The organism is Herminiimonas sp. GW821-FHT09C12, from assembly GCF_059416385.1.
This window is the reverse complement of sequence record NZ_JBWKPC010000002.1, coordinates 601,254-621,885: the sequence shown is the minus strand read 5'-3', so window position 1 is coordinate 621,885 and position 20,632 is coordinate 601,254. Positions and strand designations below refer to the sequence as shown.

The following is a 20,632-nucleotide window of genomic DNA, read 5'->3' as shown; positions in this document are numbered from 1 at the left end:
AACCGATGTGGTTGTCGTTCGCGGTGTCATAACCGGGTTTGCCTTTCTCGCTCTTACAGGTTTTACCAATTTTTCGTTGGTAGGCACGATTGGACTCGAACCAACGACCCCTACCATGTCAAGGTAGTGCTCTAACCAGCTGAGCTACGCGCCTAAAGAAGCGAAATTATAGCGACAAATTATCTACTTAGCTAGTGCTTGTGTGAACTAACTGCAAAAAAATCAAAGCTCAACAATTCTGAGCATTGAAATTCATGCAAATCAATGCCGCTTCGCTTCCAATACACCATTGACTTCGCGGATTACCGCCAGTGCTTTCAGCAATTGTGCGGTCGAACCGATTTCTGCCGTAAATGCCATGCGCGCCTGCCCTTTGACGCTTTGCGTGCTAACGCCAATGACATTGATTTTCTCGCGCAAGAAAATATCCGAGATATCGCGCAGCAATCCTTGGCGATCACCAGCCAATACAAAAATATCCACCGGATAAACCGTCGACGATTGCGGACCGCCCCATGCCGTTTGAATCACGCGTTCCGGTGCCTTGTGCCGCATCTCGACAAAATTCTTGCAGTTGGCACGATGAATCGACACGCCCTTGCCGCGCGTTATGAAACCAACAATTTCATCCGGCGGTGCCGGTTTACAGCATTTCGCCAATTGCGTCATCAAGCCATCGGTACCGACTACCAGCACACCTGATTTGGCACCATGCACAACGCTGGATGCGCGGCTCTTGCGTGGAATAACGGTATCTTCCAGCTCAGCCAGCTTGGCAGCGCTGGCACTATCACCATGCAATGCCTGCTCAACTGTGCGCAGACTGAATTCATCTTTACCAACAGCAAGGAATAAATCGTCGAGCTTGGAAAAGCCGAGCTTATGCGCCAGCTCTTCCAGATTAACTGCGGTCTTGCCCTCACGTTGCAAGGTTTTTTCAATCAAGGCACGACCACTGGAAAGTGTCTCTTGCTGATCGATGGCATTGAACCATGCGCGTACCTTGGCACGTGTACGCGCGCTAGCGGCATAACCAGGAGCTAACCAATCACGCGAAGGGCCAACTGTGCCTGTAACCGTGCTGACACCTTTGGCCGTAATGATGTCTACCGTTTGACCATTCTTTAAAACTGTATTGAGCGGCACCAAAGCACCGTCGACACGCGCACCACGGCAACGATGGCCAACATCGCTGTGCAAGTGATATGCAAAATCAATCGGGGTTGCACCGTTAGGTAATTCGATCACGCGCGCCTGTGGCGTCAGCACATAGATACGATCATCCAGTGTTGCTGATTTAAGTTTCTCTACCCAATCGCGATGTACATCTTCTTGCCCGACGACGGTATCGACGACCTCACTTTTCCACGCCAGCAATTGACGCAGCCAGGCAATTTTCTCGTCATATTTTTGACCAGAGAAATTCGAGCCGCCTGCTTCCTTGTAACGCCAATGCGCAGCTACGCCATATTCAGCGAAGTCGTGCATATCGTTGGTACGTACCTGCACCTCCAGCGGACGACCATCTTCTGCAATGACGATTGTGTGCAGGGACTGGTAACCGTTGGCTTTGGGGCGTGAGATGTAATCGTCAAACTCTTCCGGAATCGGCGCCCAGATGTTGTGAATAATTCCAAGTACGGTGTAGCAGGTTTTCACATCTTCAACGATCACGCGAAATGCACGCACGTCATAGAGATCAGAGAATTCGATGTCCTTGCCGCGCAACTTGCTCCAGATACTGAAGATATGTTTAGGGCGACCAAAGACTTCCGCCTTGATCCCTGCTGCGGCCATTTCTGCTTTTAAGCGCTTGATCGCGTTCTCGACGAAGGCTTCACGCTCTACACGTTTTTCTTCAAGCTGCGATGCGATACGTTTGTAGGCTTCCGGCTGCAGGAAGCGGAAAGACAAATCTTCCAGTTCCCACTTCAGTTGCCAAACGCCGAGTCGATTCGCCAATGGTGCATAAAGATCAAAAGTCTCGCGTGCGTATTGTTGCGAGCGCTCATTCTGTAATTTGTTATCGGCAAAATAACGCAAGGTCGTTACGCGCGTACCAAGGCGCACCAGCACGACACGCATATCGGAAGCCATCGCCAGCAACATCTTGCGTACCACTTCCAATTGAGCAGCGGCTTCTTGTGCAGCGTTCTTGCCGCGTGCAGCCTCATGCTGCACGAAAGTCGTCTCATGCAAGCGCATCAACTGACGCACACCATCAACCAAATCGCACACGTCCTTGCCGAATCGCTCTTCTATTTTTTCAGCGGCAACCGGATCTATCGTCGCCAGTTCGAACAACAGTGCGGCGATACGCGTGTCGGCATCTGTTTCCAGTTGGGAAAGAACCGTGGCAACGCCTTGTGCGAATTCAAAAGCATCTTGCCCGCTTTCAAAGGCATCCTGCCCGGCAGACACTTTCTTGCCGGTATAAAGCGGTTTCACGAAAGCGAGCGCATCCATCACGCGGGCACTATCGTGTTCTGTTAAACCAGAGCGGAGAAGTTCATGCACATCGCTCTGTGCTGATGCTATGGAAACCATGTAGAACCTAGGAAGTTGCTGCAACCACTATTATTTCAACCAAACGTTTCGGATCAGGGAACCGCACTGCCACTGTTGCACGCGGCGGCGTATGGCCTTCAGGCACCCATTCATTCCACGCATCATTCATGCCATCGAAATCTTTAACGTCAGCAATATATATCTGACAGGACAAAATACGTGTTTTATCGCTACCCGCTTCTGCCAACAAACGATCGATATGACCCAGCACTTCGCGTGTTTGCCCCTGAATATTCTGAGTCGTGTCTTCTGCTATCTGTCCTGCCAAGTATACAGTGCCATTGTGAATAGCCACTTCAGACAAGGTGTCACCAATATGCAAGCGTGTAATGTTCATCATCTATCCAATATAAAAACCAAGTTGAAAATATCAACCCAGCAAAAATTTCTTTGCGAGCGCAATTTGCTCTGCATGTAAAAAAGTCGGCGCATGACCGACTCCAAGCAACTCAATCGAACTCGCTTTCGGGCCACGTTGTGACATCTCTTGCACTGTCTGGCTCGACAGTAAGTCTGACTCGACGCCATGCACAACCAAGGTTGGGCAGGTAATCGCGTCATAGGCAGCCCACAGACGCTGCTCATCTGATTGCACACTTTGCGGCGTTGCCGCCTTGAATGGCACAGCAATACCAGGATCGTAGCCAAACACCCATTGCCCCTCGGCATTCTGATGCATGACATCTGCGGCCAGCTTGCGCCATTGATCATCGCTATGCGGACCGAATGATAGCGAGATTGCACGCACGTAATTCCATGCCTCATCGAAAGTTGCAAAACGCACATCCTGACCAACATATTCTGCAATACGCGCCAAGGCTTCTGCATTCATCGAGGGACCGATGTCGTTGAGTATCAATTTGCGTATCGGATTCCCCGGCAGCGACGCAAGTCCCATACCAATGATGCCGCCCAAGGACGTACCAAACCAGTGCACAGACTCCACATTCAAGCGTGCAATCAAGGTCACCATATCGCTCACATACTGCGGCACTTGGTAATACATCGGATCGCGCAAACGCCCTGAGCGCCCGCGTCCCACCACGTCCGGACAAATCACGCGATAGTCGTTCGCCAGCTCCTTGGCCAGTACATCAAAATCATCCGATACACGTGTCAGTCCATGCACACAAATCAATGTATTCGGATTGCAACTATCGCCCCACTCCTTGTACGCCATTTGATGCAGACCTGAAGGAGAAAGACATTGCACTTCTTTGATTTGAACTTGGGTCATGAAGGTCGCCAGTAGATGATGACCACATTTTTCGTGGTCTTACGCGTAGAATCTTACCAAAGATCGCATCATCGAAACTTTCAGACTGAAAGGCATGTCATGCAGAACACGACTCTTCACGGTAAAACGGCGCTGGTAACTGGCTCAACTTCCGGCATAGGTTTAGGAATTGCACGTGCACTGGCTCAGCAAGGTGCGCAGATTGTTTTGAATGGTTTCGGCGATGCAAATGAGATCAAGGCACTGCAAGCTGCGCTGACAAAAGAATACGGCGTCAAATCTACACATCATCCCGCCGACATGTCGAAACCGGCAGAGATCACAGCGATGATGGCGTTTGCTGCAGAACAATTCGGCAGCGTCGACATTCTGGTCAATAACGCAGGCATCCAACACACAGAGACGATAGAAGACTTCCCGATAGAAAAATGGGACGCCATCATCGCCATCAATCTCTCCTCTACCTTCCACACCACTCGTCTCGCACTACCAGCAATGAAGGCCAAGAATTGGGGCCGCATCATCAATATTGCATCGGTGCATGGCTTGGTTGGATCCGTACAAAAATCCGCCTACGTTGCAGCGAAACACGGCGTCGTCGGCTTGACCAAAGTGACAGCATTGGAAATGGCGCATACAGGCGTAACCTGCAATGCCATTTGTCCGGGTTGGGTATTGACACCGCTGGTGCAAAAACAGGTCGATGCACGCGCAGCAAGAGACGGCTTGTCGAATGAGGATGCGAAAAAGAACTTGGTCTCCGAGAAGCAACCGTCTGGAGAATTTGTCACACCGGAACAACTAGGAGCATTAGCCGTTTTTCTCTGTAGTGATGCCGCTAATCAGGTACGCGGCGCGGCGTGGAATATGGATGGTGGGTGGACGGCACAATAGTGTAATTAATCAGCGCATCCACCCGTGCTTTGTATCAATCCGATTAATGCAAGGCACTGACATCCAAAGGCACACCGGTGCCGGCGCGGATTTCATCGACAGTGACGCCCGTCGCCAACTCAATCAACTTCAATCCATTCGGTGTTATATCCATCACACCTAGGTCGGTAATGATGCGATCAACCACGGCAACACCCGTCAGTGGCAAGGTACATTGCGGCAATATCTTGTGCGATACGGAACCATCCTTGGCACGTGCCACATGCTCCATCAAGACCACGATACGCTTGACGCCCGCGACCAGATCCATCGCACCGCCCATGCCTTTGACCATCTTGCCCGGGATCATCCAATTCGCAAGATCGCCCTGCGCCGATACCTGCATCGCTCCCAGCAATGCAATATCGATCTTGCCGCCGCGTATCATGCCGAAGGAATCTGCCGAGCTGAAGTAGGATGAACCTGGTAACGAGGTCACCGTTTGTTTCCCAGCATTGATCAAATCAGGATCGATTTCATCTTCAGTCGGAAACGGGCCTATGCCGAGCAAGCCGTTCTCCGATTGCAACCAGACATGAATATCATCCGGCACATAGTTGGCAACCAGCGTTGGCAAACCTATGCCGAGATTGACGTAAGCACCATCCTGTAATTCCTGCGCTGCACGCGCAGCCATTTCTTCTCGTGTCCAAGCCATTTTATTCTCCGCGTAGGTTCGACTAGCTTGCCCGTATCGTGCGTTGCTCTATCCGTTTTTGCGGATGCGCATTAAGCACGATGCGATGGATAAAAATACCTGGCGTATGCACCTGGTCCGGATCGATCTCGCCAATTTCAACCAGCTTCTCTACTTCGACTACGGTGATTTTCCCGGCCATCGCCACATTCGGATTGAAGTTGCGCGCCGTATGGCGATACACCAGATTGCCAGCCTTGTCTGCCATATACGCTTTGACTATCGAGATATCAGCAACCAAGGCGCGTTCCATCACATACTGTTCGCCGTCAAACTCGCGTACTTCCTTGCCCTCTGCGACGATAGTACCCACACCGGTTTTAGTGAAAAACGCAGGGATGCCAGAACCACCGGCACGCAACTTCTCAGCCAGCGTACCTTGCGGGGTAAATTCAAGTTCCAGTTCACCGGCCAGGTATTGCCGCTCGAACTCCTTGTTTTCACCTACGTAAGAGGCAATCATTTTCTTGATTTGGCGCGTTACCAGCAATTGACCCAAACCAGCATCATCGACGCCAGCGTTATTGGAAATAGCCGTTAAATTCTGTACGCCCGAATCGCGCAAGGCAGCAATCAAGGCCTCAGGAATGCCACATAGGCCGAAGCCACCTACCGCGATGGTTTGCCCATCTTTGACAATATCCGCCAGCGCAGCCGCTGCATCGGGATAAACTTTGTTCATAGCCACCCTTCTTTGTGTAGAGTAAACCGAGTCAAGATCGCAAAAAGTGCATCTGCCAGCATACGGCGATGCAGCAATAGTCACAATACCGTAGAACTACGAGGACTGAAGACGAGACTAGGCATGAGCGAACCAGCACAAATCGACTACGAAACCATCTTCCGACATGCCCCCATAGGCATGTGCATCTCGCAACATCGCGTCATGCATGACTGCAATCATGCCTTAACTACGATGTTTGGGTACACCAAGGGCGCGTTAGCGGGCTTATCCTTTGCAATGCTGTATCCGACGTATGCCGAATTCGAACGCACCGGCGCACGTATCATCCCCATTATGAATACCAAAGGTTACTATTCAGACGAGCGCATCATGAAGCGCGCTGATGGACAACTATTCTGGTGTCACGTCAGCGGACGCGCATTGATTGCCAGCGACCCACATGCAGCGGGAATCTGGACCTTCGAGGATTTAAGTGAGAAACGTCCAGTCACAGCCGAATTGACGCCAAGGGAACGAGAAATTGCCGCCATGCTGGTTGATGGAAAAACCAGCAAGTTGATCGCCAAGCAAATCGGCTTGAGCCCACGCACGGTGGAAATGCATAGAGCAAAGTTGATGCGGAAATTTACCGCGACCACATCGAGCGAATTGGTAAATCGCTTGCTCGGCGTAGCGCGGCAAATCTGAAAGCGATTTAGTTACTGCGCACTGTAGCCATCATCGGCAGTCATGATGGCGCCATTGATGAAGTGCGATTCTTCAGCTGCCAATAACAGCAGCAAGCCATCCAGATCCTCTGGCTTGCCTATGCGTTTACGCGGCAGCATATTCATCACTTGCTGACCTTGTTCGCTTTTGAAATATTCAAGATTCATTTCGGTACCGATATAGCCCGGACAGATGGCATTGACGTTGATACCAAACTTGCCCCACTCCACCGCCATCGCCTTGGTCATGTGCACAACAGCAGCTTTGCTCATGCAGTACAGACCCAGCTCTGGTACAACACGCAGACCGGCAACCGATCCGATGTTGATGATGCGATGCTGCTTTTTCGCATCACCCTTGTAACGTGTGATCATGCGCTTAGCAACTTCTTGCGCCACGAAAAATGCACCGCGTTGATTGGTGTCCATCATGTACGCGTAATCTTCCGGCGTCACGTCCACCAAACGTTGACTACTCGAAACACCTGAGTTGTTGACCAAGATATCAATAGCGCCGGCTTCGGTTTCAGCATGTGCAATGGCAGATTTGATACTCGCGTAATCAGTCACATCCAAACTGATGACATGTGCAGCACCACCTTCAGCTTCAATCTCCGCGCGTAGCTCCTTGAGCCTATCTACCCGTCGAGCGGCCAGAATGACTTGTGCACCCGCCATGGCAAGCACTTTTGCAAACCGCGCGCCCAGCCCGCTGGAAGCACCTGTGACGAGAGCTACTTTGCCCTCAAAATTGACTTCTATACCCACAGAATTCTCCCGTTTATTAACGTACTGCAAATAAAAAGCATGGCTTAGGCGTTATGATTACACGAAAGCGCAGGAATGCGCGTTTTACGCTTCGTATTGCTGCTAAAACAAGGGACAATATCGAATCTTGCGTGAAGATCATTTTGACTGCTTTAAAACAATGACAAATACTCCTACTTCCAATTCCAGCCTGCTTGAACAATACGGCCCGCGCGAAGCGATGGAATATGACGTCGTGATCGTCGGCGGTGGCCCTGCCGGCCTGTCCGCGGCTATCCGCCTCAAGCAACTCGCTGCAGAAAAGAATCAGGAAGTCTCCGTCTGCATCCTGGAAAAAGGTGGCGAGCTAGGCGCGCACATCCTGTCCGGCGCGGTCATGGACCCGCAAGCCATCACTGAGCTATTCCCGAACTGGAAAGAACTAGGTGCACCGTTAAACACGGCTGTCAGCGAAGACCGCTTCCTGTTCCTGACCGAGAAGAAAGCTTACAAGACACCTAATTTCCTGTTACCTGGCTGCTTCCAGAATCACGGCAACTATGTCGTCTCACTGGCCAATGTCGTACGCTGGCTGGGTCAGCAAGCCGAAGCCTTGGGTGTAGAAATATTCCCAGGCTTCCCTGCGGCTGAAATCCTGTACAACGATGATGGCTCCGTCAAAGGTGTCGCCACCGGCAATATGGGTGTTGATAGAACTGGCCAGCCAACTGCAGCATTCCAGCTCGGGATGGAATTACACGCCAAATACACGCTGTTTGCCGAAGGCTCACGCGGCAACCTTGGTAAACAGTTGCTGGAAAAATTCAATCTCAATGAAGGCAAGGCGCCACAAACCTATGCCATCGGCATCAAGGAACTGTGGGAAATCGATCCAGCCTTGCATCAACCCGGCTTGGTGATCCACACCGCCGGTTGGCCGCTGGCTAGTGATACCTACGGTGGCTCCTTCCTCTATCACCTGGAAAACAATCAGGTTGCTGTTGGCTATGTCGTCGGCTTGGCCTATGACAATCCTTATCTGTCGCCATTTGAAGAGTTCCAGCGTTACAAGACGCATCCTGAGATCAGCCGCTTCTTTGTCGGTGGCAAGCGTATCTCCTACGGCGCACGAGCCATTACAGCAGGTGGTTTGCAAGCATTGCCTAAACTGGTGTTCGCCGGTGGCGCGCTTATCGGCTGCGATGCCGGCTTCCTGAATGCGAGCCGCATCAAAGGTAGCCATGCAGCCATGAAGAGCGGCATGATGGCCGCTGATGCCGCTTTCACTGCTCTGAACGAAGGCCGTCAGGCAGATGAATTGAGCGACTATCCGATAGCCTTCAAACAATCGTGGTTGCATGAAGAGTTGCATGTCGCCCGCAACTTCAAACCATGGATGAGCAAAGGCCTCTATACCGGCTCGCTCATGGTCGGCATCGATCAAATTCTCTTCCGCGGCAAGGCACCATGGACCTTGCGTACTACGCATGCTGATCACACCTATCTGCGCCCAGCGTCTGAGTTCCAGCCTATCGTGTATCCGAAGCCTGATAACAAGTTGACCTTCGATCGCCTGTCATCGGTATTTATCTCGAATACCAACCATACTGAAGATCAACCGATACATCTGACGCTGAAAGACCCTAACGTTCCTGTTCAGGTCAATCTTGCGACATATGCAGGTCCGGAAGCACGCTATTGCCCGGCTGGTGTCTATGAATTCGTCAAAAGCGATGCGGGTGAAGATAAGTTGCAGATCAATGCGCAGAACTGCGTGCATTGCAAAACCTGCGACATCAAAGACCCGACGCAGAATATTGTGTGGGTTACGCCTGAAGGTGGCGGTGGACCTAACTATCCAAATATGTAGAAAACAAAAAAGCCGCTATGCGGCTTTTTTTACAATCAATTCACTCTGCGGCAGATTAAAGCTTCCGCTTAAAGTTTCCACTCACCGCTGATTATCTTCTCCAGCCAGAATGCACCGATTACCGTTTTCACGTCGGTGATCTTACCTTCCCTGATCCAGCTCGGCAATTCGCTGGCAGCCACTTTAAAAGTGTCCAAGAATTCTTCATCGTCGAGCTTGCGTTCACCAGCAGTCAGACCGCGTGCGAGATAAAGATCCAGATGCTCATCGGCATAAGCAATCGCATTATGTATCGTGCAAACGAATTGCCAGTCTGTCGCGGTATAACCGGTTTCTTCCAATAACTCGCGTTTGGCGCAAGCCAGCGGCTCTTCGCCCGGATCGATTTTTCCTGCCGGGAATTCGATGAATACGCGATCAATCGGATAACGGAATTGACGTTCCATCAGCACGGATCCATCTTCAAACAAGGGCAAAATCACTACAGCGCCTGGATGCTTGATGTATTCACGTGTCGTTGGCTGACCATTCGGCAAACGCACCGTATCACGCTGAACTTTCAAGAAATGGCCATCGTACGCCAGCGTACTGTCGATGCGAATTTCTTTGAGATGATTATCCATATTCCAGCTCCGATGACGTACTTGGCAGAAATGGTAAAGCGGAAGAGACTAAGGTCTTGCTTAGTGATGGCGCTTGCGCATATAGCGCATGACAAAGCCCGGATAGGCCAGCACGATAAACAGACAGCCGGTTACGGCGAAAAATTCCCAGCCTTGCGGGAAAACACTACCGATACGCGACTCCAACGCACGTGCGATGAGTCCGACCGCAAAATACAAAAGGAATAATTCGATCAAGCGCAGCCACACCGGCTTGATCTTCAAGGACAAGGGAATAACGGCGAATAAGCGCTCATTGAAGAATGGAAGGTTGGCGCTGAACAGCGCCAACAGAATCACAAACCAACTTACCAGAGAGACATCCACTCGTTAGTAGCTAATCATCGATCAAGACGCAAGCGTCTTGACGATTGCTGCAGCACATGCGGTCATCAGTGGACCTGGTACCAGACCCAACGCCAACAATGCACCACCGTTGATACTCAAGGCCACGCTCATGTCCTTACTCACAACGATCTTCGAATTATCCAGCGGTTCATCAAAGTACATGACTTTAACGACGCGCAGATAGTAGTAAGCACCAATCAGCGAGAACAATACGGCTACGATCGCCAGCCAGATTTGACCTGTGCTCAATACAGCTTGCAACACGGACAGTTTTGCGTAGAAGCCGACGACTGGTGGCACACCTGCCAGCGAGAACATCAACATCAAGGTAACCAGTGCAAACCATGGGCTGCGTTGATTCAAGCCTTTGAAATCGTCAATGTTTTCTGCTTCGAAACCAGCACGCGACAACAGCATGATGACGCCGAAAATGCCCAGAGTCGTCAGTACGTAAGTGATCGAGTAGAACATCGCTGCGCTGTAACCGTTGGTGGTGGAGCCATCAGCACCCACAACCACGCCGGACAACAGGCCGAGCAGAATAAAGCCCATTTGCGAAATCGTCGAATACGCCAGCATGCGCTTGATATTCGTCTGCACAATCGCAGTAATGTTACCGATAGCCATGGACAACACCGCCAGGATAGTCAGCATTTGCTGCCAATCTACTGCCAGTGCCGGCAAGCCTTCGACCAGCAAGCGGATCGTGATCGCAAACGCAGCCAGTTTAGGAGCGCCACCCAGCAACAACGTCACGGAAGTTGGCGCGCCTTGATAAACGTCAGGTACCCACATGTGGAACGGTACTACGCCCAATTTGAACGCCAGGCCAGAGACCAGGAATACCAAACCGAAAATCAGGATAGGTTTGTTGACCGTGCCAGCTGCTGTTGCTTTTGCAACTTCAGTCAGGTCGAGCGAACCAGTCGCACCGTACAACATCGAGATGCCGTACAACAGAAAACCAGAAGCCAAAGCACCCAGAATGAAATACTTCATCGCTGCCTCAGTCGATACAGCGTGATCGCGACGCATCGCAACCAGTGCATACAGCGACAAGGACATCAATTCCAGACCAAGATAGATGATCAAGAAGTTGTTGGCCGAAATCATGACCATCTGACCCAGCAAGGAGAACAGCGCGAGGATGTAAAACTCACCACCCAGACGACCATTGACCATGTCACGATCCAGACCGTATTGACGCGAGTAAACCAGTGTCAAGCCAACTGCCACATACGAGCAGATTTTCAACAGGTTCGACATCGGATCCGAGACGAACATATTGTTGAAGGTATAGACCGTCGCACCTGTGCTGAAGTCGCACCAGCTCAGTACACCGCACACCAGCAATGCAATAATCGACAGCACATAAGTGATGTGGCGTTTCGCGTCCGACAGAAACAGATCAATCAGCAGAATTGCGACGATCGCAATTGCCAGGAATATTTCAGGAAGGACGGGTATCAGATTCAAATTATTCATTTTGTCGCAGTTAGTGTGCGTTCAGTTGCGCGATCGCGGCGTTCATTAATTCAATTTCGAAATCGAAACATGCTTGAGCAAGTCGGTAACGGAAGTTTGCATCGCATCAGTGAATGGTGCTGGATACAAGCCCATCGCGAGAACAGCGATAGCAAGCAAGCCAAGCATCAGGAATTCACGCTTGTTGATGTCTTTGAGTTCAGCAACATGATGGTTGGCAACAGCACCAAAAATCACGCGCTTGGCCAGCCACAGCGAATAAGCTGCGCCCAGAATCAAAGCTGTTGCTGCCAGCAAGCCTATCCAGAAATTGAATTTGACTGCACCCAAAATCACCATGAACTCACCGACGAAACCAGAGGTTGCCGGCAAGCCTGCATTACCCATGGAGAACAATACGAAGAATGCAGCGAACTTAGGCATGGTGTTCACAACTCCGCCGTAGTCAGCGATGTTACGAGTATGCATACGATCGTACAACACACCGATACACAAGAACATTGCGCCGGACACGAAGCCGTGCGAAATCATTTGCACGATACCGCCCTGCACTGCCATGTCGTTAAACATGAAGAAGCCGAGGGTAACGAAGCCCATGTGCGCAATCGACGAATACGCAACCAGCTTTTTCATATCGGTTTGTACCAGTGCGACCAGACCGATATAGATAACGGCGATCAGCGACAAGGTAATCATGAAGCCCGACAGATAGTGACTTGCATCTGGCGTGATCGGCAACGAGAAACGCAGGAAGCCGTAAGCACCCAGTTTCAGCATGATCGCTGCCAGTACCACTGAACCACCAGTAGGTGCTTCAACGTGAGCATCTGGCAACCATGTATGTACAGGCCACATAGGTACCTTGACAGCAAACGCCATCAAGAATGCCAGGAAGATCAGGATCTGTGCATCCATCGGCAATGGCAATGCGTGCCAAGCCAGGATGTCAAAGCTGTGGCCGGACTTGAAGTACAAGTACAGCAAGGCAACCAGCATCAACAGCGAACCGAAGAATGTATAGAGGAAGAACTTGATCGATGCATAAACACGGTTTGCACCGCCCCATACACCGATGATGATGAACATCGGAATCAGTGTCGATTCAAAGAACACATAGAAAAGCAAACCATCCAGTGCGCAGAACACACCAATCATCAAGCCGGACAGGATCAGGAACGCGCCCATGTACTGTGCAACACGCTTCTCAATCACTTCCCATGCTGCGATCACAACGAAGATCGTGATGAAGGAAGTCAATATGACAAACCACATCGACAGACCATCAATACCCAGCGAGTAATTGATATTGAAAATATCGATCCACTTCAGCTTTTCGACGAACTGCATACCGTGCGCAGCATTATCGAATTGCGACACCAATGGCAAGGTGACGAGGAAACTGGCGATCGCGCCAAACAGCGATACGACACGCACAGCGTTAGGATTCGCGTCACGGCCAAAAGCCAGAACGAAGATACCGAACGCGATTGGTAGCCAGATCGCGAGACTTAAGAGAGGAAATGTTGACTGCATCATGATTTTTATTTGCTTTACTTCGCTAACTTATTTGGCGAACGATGGGAATGGCAAGAAATAAATCAGGAAACCCAGCACGCCGAGAATCATGACAAATGCGTAGTGATAAATGTAACCGGTTTGCAAGGTACGAACGATGCGTGAGAACCATCCGACAACCTTTGCACTACCGTTCACAATCAAGCCATCAATCAGTGTCTTATCGCCGACTTTGGACAAACCGCCACCCAACAAACGTGCGCCACCTGCCCAGAAAAAGTCGTTGAACTTGTCCATGTAGTACTTGTTATCCAGCAGTGTATGCAATGCGTGGAAGTGTTTGAAGAACCATGCAGGTACACGTGGATTGATCATGTAGCAATAGTACGCAGACACTACACCACCCAATGCCAACCAGAACGGCAAGGTTGTCAAACCATGAATTGCCATCGCTGTTGCGCCGTGGAAGTGTTCTTTCAACTCAGCCATTGCGCCGTGCGATTCGCTCACGCTAATCACGCCGTTGAAGAAATCGCCATGCAACATAGGTTGAATTGCAAAGTAACCAATCAACACAGATGGAATTGCCAACAGAATCAATGGCAGCGTCACGACCCATGGGGATTCGTGCGGCTTTTGACCAGGTGCCAAACCATGGTGTTCATCATGTCCATGATCGTCGTCTGCATGATGCGCATCGTGTGCGTGATCATCATGTGCCGCAGCTTTTGCGTGAGCATGGTCATCATGGTGTGCATGTTCCTTGCCGAAACGCTCTTCACCGTGGAATACCAGGAAGTACATACGGAAAGAATAGAACGCCGTAACAAATACACCAGCCAGCACTGCAAAGTTGGCAAAACCTGCGCCCGTAATGTGAGTCGCATGCACTGCTTCAATAATGCTGTCTTTTGAGTAGAAGCCGGAGAAGAACGGTGTACCGATCAACGCCAACGAACCGAGCAAAGACGTAATCCAAGTAATTTTCATGTACTTGCGCAGACCACCCATATTGCGGATGTCTTGGTCGTGATGCATACCGATAATGACCGAACCTGCAGCAAGGAATAACAATGCCTTGAAGAATGCGTGTGTCATCAGATGGAACACGGCAACCGAGTACGCAGATGCGCCCAGTGCAACCGTCATGTAACCAAGCTGCGACAGCGTCGAGTAAGCAACCACGCGCTTGATATCGTTCTGGATAATGCCCAGGAAACCCATGAACAAGGCCGTAATCGAACCAATGATCAGGATGAACGACAAGGCCGTATCCGACAATTCAAACAGCGGCGACATACGTGCCACCATGAAGATACCTGCGGTAACCATCGTTGCAGCATGGATCAGCGCGGAAATCGGTGTAGGACCTTCCATCGAATCCGGCAACCAGACGTGCAGCGGGAATTGAGCCGATTTACCCATCGCGCCGATAAACAGGCAGATACAGGCAACGGTCAACAACATCCAGTCGGTACCAGGCAAAGTCAAGGTTGCCAGTTGTTCTTTCTTCGCAAAGACTTCTGCGTAGTCCATCGAACCAGCGTAAGCCAGCAACAAGCCAATACCGAGAATAAAGCCGAAGTCACCAACACGGTTCACCAGGAAGGCTTTCATGTTTGCGAAAATCGCGGTCGGTTTGGTGTACCAGAAACCAATCAACAGATACGAGACCAGGCCCACAGCCTCCCAACCGAAGAACAGTTGCAGGAAGTTGTTACTCATGACGAGCATCAACATTGCAAACGTGAACAGGGAAATGTAGGAGAAGAAGCGGTTATAGCCTTCATCTTCTTCCATGTAACCGATCGTGTAGATGTGCACCATCAAGGAGACGAATGTCACCACGCACATCATCATCGCAGTCAAGCTATCAACCAGGAAGCCGACTTCAAGCTTGATGCCAGCGACTGTCATCCATGTATAGAGATTGCCATTGAACGTCGCACCATCCAGTACCAGCGATAGCGTATGTAATGACAAGATGAATGCAATCAAGACGCCAAGTATCGTCACAGTATGCGACGTCTTGCGACCGATCAAGTTACCAAAAAATTTAGTACCAAACAAACCAGCAATCATAGAACCGGCAAGTGGTGCCAGCGGTACGATTAGAAGGAGGTTAGGGTTAAGTTGCCCCGCCATGATGAACCTTATCGTTATTGATTGGGATTAGCCTTTGAGGCTGTCGAGATCTTCCACATTGATGGTATCCAGAGTACGGAACATGGAAACCAAAATGGCAAGACCAATCGCAGCTTCAGCAGCAGCCACCGTCAAGATGAAGAAAACAAAAATTTGACCGGCTGCATCACCCAGGAAATAGGAGAAAGCGACGAAATTCATATTCACCGCCAACAGCATCAATTCGATAGCCATCAACAAGATGATGATGTTTTTACGATTCAGAAAAATACCGACAATCGAAATCGCGAACAGGATCGCGCCGAGTATCAGGTAATGTACGAGCGATAACTCCACAACACTCCCCTTATTTTTGTTCTGCTGCAGGAGCAGCTGCTGGTTGACCATCGCCGCGAATCGAATCTGCCTTCATTTTCACGATACGCAGACGATCGCCAGACTTAACCTTAACGGCATCGCCAGGAGCGAAATATTTTGTATCTTTACGTTTGCGCATAGTCAATGCCACTGCAGCCACAATCGCGACCAGCAACAGCAACGCTGCGATTTCAAACGCGTACAGATATTGGGTATAGATCAGCTTGCCGAGTTCTTTGGTATTACCGATCATGGCCGATGCGTCTGGCACTTGTGTATGCGCTCTCCAGAAACCGCGGAACAATACGGCGGCCATTTCCAGAACAATGACAACACCAATCGTTGCAGCCAATGGCAAGTAACCCCAGAAGCCTTCGCGCACTTTGGTGAGCTTGATATCAACCATCATCACAACAAACAGGAACAGCACCATGACCGCGCCGACATATACCAGGATCAGTACGATCGAGAGAAATTCAGCTTTAAGCAGCATCCACAATGCAGCTGCAGAGCAAAACGACAGCACCAGAAACAAGGCTGCGTGAACCGGATTGGAATCGGTGATGACGCGTATGGCAGCGAGTACAAGAATCGCTGAGAACACGTAAAACAAGACAGTTGTAAATTCCATAATCAACCAAAAAGTCAGCAAAAGGTCAGCGTAATACAGCTGCCAGTACTAATAAATCAACGATAGGCCGCGTCGGCGGTGCGTGCTGCTGCGATTTCTGGTTCGTAGCGATCGCCTACTGCCAGCAACATTTCCTTGGTGTAGTACAAGTCGCCGCGTTTTTCGCCGTGATATTCCAGAATATGTGTTTCCACAATCGAATCGACCGGGCAGGATTCTTCGCAGAAACCGCAAAAAATACACTTGGTCAGATCGATGTCATAACGAGTGGTACGACGCGAGCCGTCTTCACGCTGATCCGACTCAATTGTGATCGCCATTGCCGGGCACACTGCTTCACACAGTTTGCATGCGATACAACGCTCTTCCCCATTCGGATAACGACGCAGTGCATGCAGACCACGGAAACGTGGCGATTGCGGTGTCTTCTCTTCCGGGAACTGCACGGTAATCTTGCGTGCAAACATGTAGCGACCTGTCAGCGCCAGCCCTTTGAAGAGCTCGCGCAGCATCAAGCTACCGAAAAAATCTTTAATTGCTTCCATCTTGGCTTCCCTCTTTGCTCAGCCTTGCTGCATTAATTCCAGATATTCCACGGGGTTTTCATCCAGATCGCGACGATCAACAGATAAACCAAAGTCAGTGGGATAAACACTTTCCAGCCCAAACGCATGATTTGATCGTAGCGATAGCGTGGGAACGATGCGCGGAACCAGATAAACAGAGTCACAACGAACAATGTCTTCGCACCGAGCCAGATCCAGCCTGGTACCCATGTAAATGGTGCCATGTCGATAGGTGACGACCAGCCGCCCAGGAACATCAGCGTTGCCATGATCGAGATCAACCACATATTGGCGTATTCAGCCAGGAAGAACATCGCGAACGACATACCCGAATATTCAACCATGTGACCGGCAACGATTTCCGATTCGCCCTCAACCACGTCAAACGGATGGCGGTTCAATTCAGCCGTACCCGAGATGATGTAGATGAAGAACATAGGCAACAGCGGCAACCAGTTCCATGAGAGGAAGGTCAAGCCCATCTCTGCAAAGCGACCGGTGGTTTGTGTCATCACGATTTCGGTCAGATTCAAGCTACCGGAAACCATCAACACAACAACCAATACGAAGCCCATTGCGATTTCATACGAAATCATTTGTGCCGATGCACGCATCGCACCGAGGAACGCATACTTCGAGTTCGATGCCCAACCGGCGATAATCACGCCGTAGACTTCCAACGAAGTAATCGCCATCACGAACAACAAACCTGCATTGACGTTAGCCAATACTGTCTCTGGCCCAAATGGAATCACAGCCCATGCAGCCAATGCCGGCATGATGGTCATGATCGGAGCGATCACAAACAATGCTTTATTGGACTTCGATGGAACAACGATTTCCTTGAGCAAAAGCTTGAGGCCGTCAGCGATAGGCTGCAACAAACCAGCAGGACCAACACGGTTAGGGCCAAGGCGAATATGCATCCAGCCGATAACCTTACGTTCCCACAAAGTCAGATAAGCAACTGCACCCATCAAAGGCGCAACAACCACAACGATTTTTACTAAAGTCCAAACCAGCGGCCAATAATATCCAAGCAATGATTGACCCATCGCGTGGATGGATGCAAACAATTGATCCATTACGCTTTCTCCACGCTGATAGAACCGAACATTGTGCCCAAGCCAGCTGTGGACTGATGTCCTGCCGCTACGCGCACCACATTAACTGGCAACTTGGCATCAACCGCAGCAGCCAATACCGCACTACCCTCACCTTGCGTTACCTTGACCTGATCACCGGCAGCGACACCAAGTTTGCTGGCCAGATCCGACGACAACCATGCTTTTGGCGCTGCGCCATCATTGGTTTGCTGCAGCGGCAAGGAACGACGAACGATTGCATCAGTTGAGTAAATCGATACATCAGCAACACGCTCCAGCTGCAAACCAGCTGCGGCAACTTCTGCCTGCGGAACTACCTTGCTCAGATTGTTCAAACGCAACTGCAGATTTGCATCAGCAGGTGCGTTGGCACCGAGGATTTCGTTACGAATTGCTTCTGAAGTGTCGTAATCAAAGCCACTCAATTCCAGCAGATTACCCAGAACGCGCAATACCTTCCATGCCGGACGTGTGTCACCCAAAGGCTTGACGGTACCGTTGAAACTTTGTGCACGGCCTTCAGCATTGACGAAAGTACCGGAAGTTTCGGAGAACGGCGCGATAGGCAACAAGACATCGGCAAAATCATTGCCGTGCTTGTAAGGCGACATCACGACAACCATCTCAGCTTTGTTCAACGCACTACGTGCAGCTTGTGGATTGAAGCTATCGAGCTCTGGCTCAGCATTCAACAACACATACGCTTTACGTGGCTGTGCAAATATTTGCGCTGCATTGGCACCGTTAGCGCCAGGAACTGCATTGACCAGATAGCCACCAACGCTGTTGGCTGCTTCCGTCAGGAAACCAAACTTGGCTTCAGTGTTTTGCGCAATCCATTGTGCGGCGGCGTGCAATTTAGCTGCTTGTGGGTGCTGCAATACTGCATTACCCAGCAACACAGCTTTTGGCTCGCCAGACAACAGGCTCGCAGCAATTTGTTTCGCTTCAGCAGATGCTTGTATCGCTTCAAAACCAGCTGGTGCTGCAATACCTTTAGCTTGCGCTACGGCGGCAACAACTTCGCTCAAAGCGGCCAACCAATCCGAAGGAGCTTTGATCATCTTGTTAGCAATCGGCATCAACAGATCGTCGTCTGTTGCGTGCAAGATGCTAACGCTTGCGCCCTGCTTCACTGCCTGGCGCAGACGTGCTGCCAGCAATGGGTGATCTTTACGCAGGAAGGAACCGATAACGAATGCACGTTTCAATGCGCCAAATTCTGCGATCGACATACCGAGCCATGGCGTAATGGAAGCATCCAGCGAGAAGTCCGATTGACGCAGACGGAAATCGATGTTTTCGGAACCAATGCCACGCACCAGTTTCTGCAACAACGACAACTCTTCCAGTGTCGAATACGGAGTTGCCAAAGCAGCGATGGAATCAGCACCATGTTCGTGCTTGATGTTACGCAGACCGTGAGCCACGTATTCCAAAGCAGTTTGCCAATCTGTTTCTTGCCATTTGCCGTCTTGCTTGATCATTGGGCTGGTCAGACGGTCTTCGCTGTTCAAGCCTTCGTAGGCGAAGCGATCTTTGTCTGAAATCCAACATTCATTGACGTCGTCGTTTTCCAACGGCAGCACGCGCATGACTTTACCGGCCTTGACTTGAACAAGCAGGTTTGCACCCAAGCTATCGTGTGGGCTAACCGATTTGCGACGCGACAATTCCCAAGTACGGGCGCTGTAACGGAATGGTTTCGATGTCAGTGCGCCTACCGGGCACAGATCGATCATGTTGCCTGACAACTCGGAGTCAACTGTCTTGCCAACGAAGGAAGTGATTTCTGCGTGTTCGCCACGACCCAGCATACCGAATTCCATCACGCCGGCGACTTCTTGACCGAAGCGGACGCAACGTGTGCAGTGGATGCAACGGCTCATCTCTTTCATCGAGATCAGCGGGCCGACATCTTTCGGTGCAACGACACGTTTTTCTTCTTCGTAACGCGATGTGGACTCACCGTAACCGACTGCCAAATCTTGCAATTGGCATTCGCCACCTTGATCGCAGATTGGGCAATCGAGCGGATGGTTAATCAGCAGGAATTCCATCACACCTTTTTGCGCTTTGACTGCCTTCTCGCTGTTGGAGCGGACAATCATGCCTGGCATAACTGGCGTTGCACAGGCTGGCAATGGCTTAGGTGCTTTTTCAACCTCTACCAGGCACATACGGCAGTTAGCCGCGATGGATAATTTTTTGTGGTAACAAAAGTGTGGGATGTAGGTGCCAAGCTTATTGGCAGCGTCCATCACCATGCTGCCTTCTTGCACTTCGACTTTTTTACCGTCTATTTCGATTTCAACCATGGCTTTGCTTTTGTTGACTTCAGTGTTCTCACTAGGTTTATAACTAAACGAAGTG

General features: G+C 50.5%; 19 protein-coding genes and 1 tRNA gene. 3 read left to right on the top strand and 17 right to left on the bottom strand.

All coding sequences use genetic code 11. From position 1 onward, the window contains the following. Window positions 1-77 precede the first annotated feature (77 nt). The 4 genes from AC07N2_RS12875 to AC07N2_RS12860 all read right to left on the bottom strand — a co-directional run bounded on the left by AC07N2_RS12875 (window position 78) and on the right by AC07N2_RS12860 (window position 3,805). A tRNA-Val gene (locus tag AC07N2_RS12875) sits at window positions 78-154 on the bottom strand. Window positions 155-261: 107 nt separating this feature from the next. Further along, window positions 262-2,547, bottom strand: coding sequence for a RelA/SpoT family protein (locus AC07N2_RS12870; protein WP_494778604.1), 2,286 nt, complete (start codon window positions 2,545-2,547; stop codon window positions 262-264). 7 nt (window positions 2,548-2,554) lie between these two features. Beyond that, complete coding sequence (locus AC07N2_RS12865; protein WP_494779250.1) at window positions 2,555-2,905, bottom strand: RidA family protein; 351 nt, start codon at window positions 2,903-2,905, stop codon at window positions 2,555-2,557. A 33-nt stretch (window positions 2,906-2,938) separates the two neighbouring features. Next, window positions 2,939-3,805, bottom strand: a complete 867-nt coding sequence (locus tag AC07N2_RS12860) for an alpha/beta fold hydrolase (protein WP_494778603.1) — start codon at window positions 3,803-3,805, stop codon at window positions 2,939-2,941. Between the two features lie 99 nt (window positions 3,806-3,904). On the opposite strand from AC07N2_RS12860, the gene AC07N2_RS12855 reads away from it, so the two are divergent. After that, complete coding sequence (locus AC07N2_RS12855) at window positions 3,905-4,699, top strand: 3-hydroxybutyrate dehydrogenase (protein ID WP_494778602.1); 795 nt, start codon at window positions 3,905-3,907, stop codon at window positions 4,697-4,699. Between the two features lie 43 nt (window positions 4,700-4,742). On the opposite strand, the gene AC07N2_RS12850 is transcribed toward AC07N2_RS12855, so the two are convergent. Continuing rightward, window positions 4,743-5,396, bottom strand: coding sequence for a CoA transferase subunit B (locus AC07N2_RS12850; protein ID WP_494778601.1), 654 nt, complete (start codon window positions 5,394-5,396; stop codon window positions 4,743-4,745). A gap of 22 nt (window positions 5,397-5,418) precedes the next feature. Next, window positions 5,419-6,117, bottom strand: a complete 699-nt coding sequence (locus AC07N2_RS12845; RefSeq protein ID WP_494778600.1) for a CoA transferase subunit A — start codon at window positions 6,115-6,117, stop codon at window positions 5,419-5,421. 123 nt (window positions 6,118-6,240) lie between these two features. Between AC07N2_RS12845 and AC07N2_RS12840 the strand changes: the two genes are divergently transcribed. Next, window positions 6,241-6,807 carry a LuxR C-terminal-related transcriptional regulator gene (locus AC07N2_RS12840; protein ID WP_494778599.1) on the top strand — a complete coding sequence of 189 codons (567 nt, stop codon included), beginning with the start codon at window positions 6,241-6,243 and terminating at the stop codon, window positions 6,805-6,807. An 11-nt stretch (window positions 6,808-6,818) separates the two neighbouring features. On the opposite strand, the gene AC07N2_RS12835 is transcribed toward AC07N2_RS12840, so the two are convergent. Further along, a complete protein-coding gene (locus AC07N2_RS12835; RefSeq protein WP_494778598.1) occupies window positions 6,819-7,595 on the bottom strand; it encodes an SDR family oxidoreductase in 777 nt (258 codons plus the stop codon). A 160-nt stretch (window positions 7,596-7,755) separates the two neighbouring features. Here AC07N2_RS12835 and AC07N2_RS12830 point away from each other — a divergent pair, with 160 nt between their 5' ends. Beyond that, a complete protein-coding gene (locus AC07N2_RS12830) occupies window positions 7,756-9,444 on the top strand; it encodes an electron transfer flavoprotein-ubiquinone oxidoreductase (RefSeq protein WP_494778597.1) in 1,689 nt (562 codons plus the stop codon). A 68-nt stretch (window positions 9,445-9,512) separates the two neighbouring features. Here AC07N2_RS12830 and AC07N2_RS12825 read toward each other — a convergent pair whose 3' ends face one another. From AC07N2_RS12825 to nuoG, 10 genes are read right to left on the bottom strand one after another with little or no spacing between them, the layout of a single operon-like run. Next, entirely contained in the window at window positions 9,513-10,067 is a 555-nt protein-coding gene (locus AC07N2_RS12825) for an NUDIX domain-containing protein (RefSeq protein ID WP_494778596.1), read from the bottom strand. Window positions 10,068-10,127: 60 nt separating this feature from the next. Further along, window positions 10,128-10,433 (bottom strand): DUF2818 family protein, encoded by a 306-nt coding sequence (locus AC07N2_RS12820; protein WP_076591554.1) that lies wholly within the window; start codon window positions 10,431-10,433, stop codon window positions 10,128-10,130. A gap of 21 nt (window positions 10,434-10,454) precedes the next feature. Continuing rightward, window positions 10,455-11,939 (bottom strand): NADH-quinone oxidoreductase subunit NuoN, encoded by a 1,485-nt coding sequence (gene nuoN, locus AC07N2_RS12815; RefSeq protein ID WP_076591555.1) that lies wholly within the window; start codon window positions 11,937-11,939, stop codon window positions 10,455-10,457. 45 nt (window positions 11,940-11,984) lie between these two features. Continuing rightward, window positions 11,985-13,475, bottom strand: coding sequence for an NADH-quinone oxidoreductase subunit M (locus tag AC07N2_RS12810; protein ID WP_076591556.1), 1,491 nt, complete (start codon window positions 13,473-13,475; stop codon window positions 11,985-11,987). Window positions 13,476-13,502: 27 nt separating this feature from the next. Next, window positions 13,503-15,599 carry an NADH-quinone oxidoreductase subunit L gene (nuoL, locus tag AC07N2_RS12805; RefSeq protein WP_494778595.1) on the bottom strand — a complete coding sequence of 699 codons (2,097 nt, stop codon included), beginning with the start codon at window positions 15,597-15,599 and terminating at the stop codon, window positions 13,503-13,505. Between the two features lie 27 nt (window positions 15,600-15,626). Then, the gene (gene nuoK / locus AC07N2_RS12800) at window positions 15,627-15,986 is read right to left on the bottom strand and encodes an NADH-quinone oxidoreductase subunit NuoK (protein WP_173830580.1); all 360 of its coding nucleotides are present in this window, start codon (window positions 15,984-15,986) and stop codon (window positions 15,627-15,629) included. Beyond that, window positions 15,946-16,587 carry an NADH-quinone oxidoreductase subunit J gene (locus AC07N2_RS12795; RefSeq protein ID WP_494778594.1) on the bottom strand — a complete coding sequence of 214 codons (642 nt, stop codon included), beginning with the start codon at window positions 16,585-16,587 and terminating at the stop codon, window positions 15,946-15,948. Before AC07N2_RS12795 ends, nuoK begins: the two co-directional genes overlap by 41 nt. Window positions 16,588-16,643: 56 nt before the next feature. Beyond that, entirely contained in the window at window positions 16,644-17,132 is a 489-nt protein-coding gene (gene nuoI / locus AC07N2_RS12790; protein WP_076591560.1) for an NADH-quinone oxidoreductase subunit NuoI, read from the bottom strand. A 32-nt stretch (window positions 17,133-17,164) separates the two neighbouring features. Further along, a complete protein-coding gene (gene nuoH, locus AC07N2_RS12785) occupies window positions 17,165-18,238 on the bottom strand; it encodes an NADH-quinone oxidoreductase subunit NuoH (protein ID WP_076591561.1) in 1,074 nt (357 codons plus the stop codon). Further along, the gene (nuoG, locus tag AC07N2_RS12780; RefSeq protein ID WP_494778593.1) at window positions 18,238-20,577 is read right to left on the bottom strand and encodes an NADH-quinone oxidoreductase subunit NuoG; all 2,340 of its coding nucleotides are present in this window, start codon (window positions 20,575-20,577) and stop codon (window positions 18,238-18,240) included. The genes nuoH and nuoG overlap by 1 nt, the downstream gene beginning before the upstream one ends. Between the last annotated feature and the right edge of the window lie 55 nt (window positions 20,578-20,632).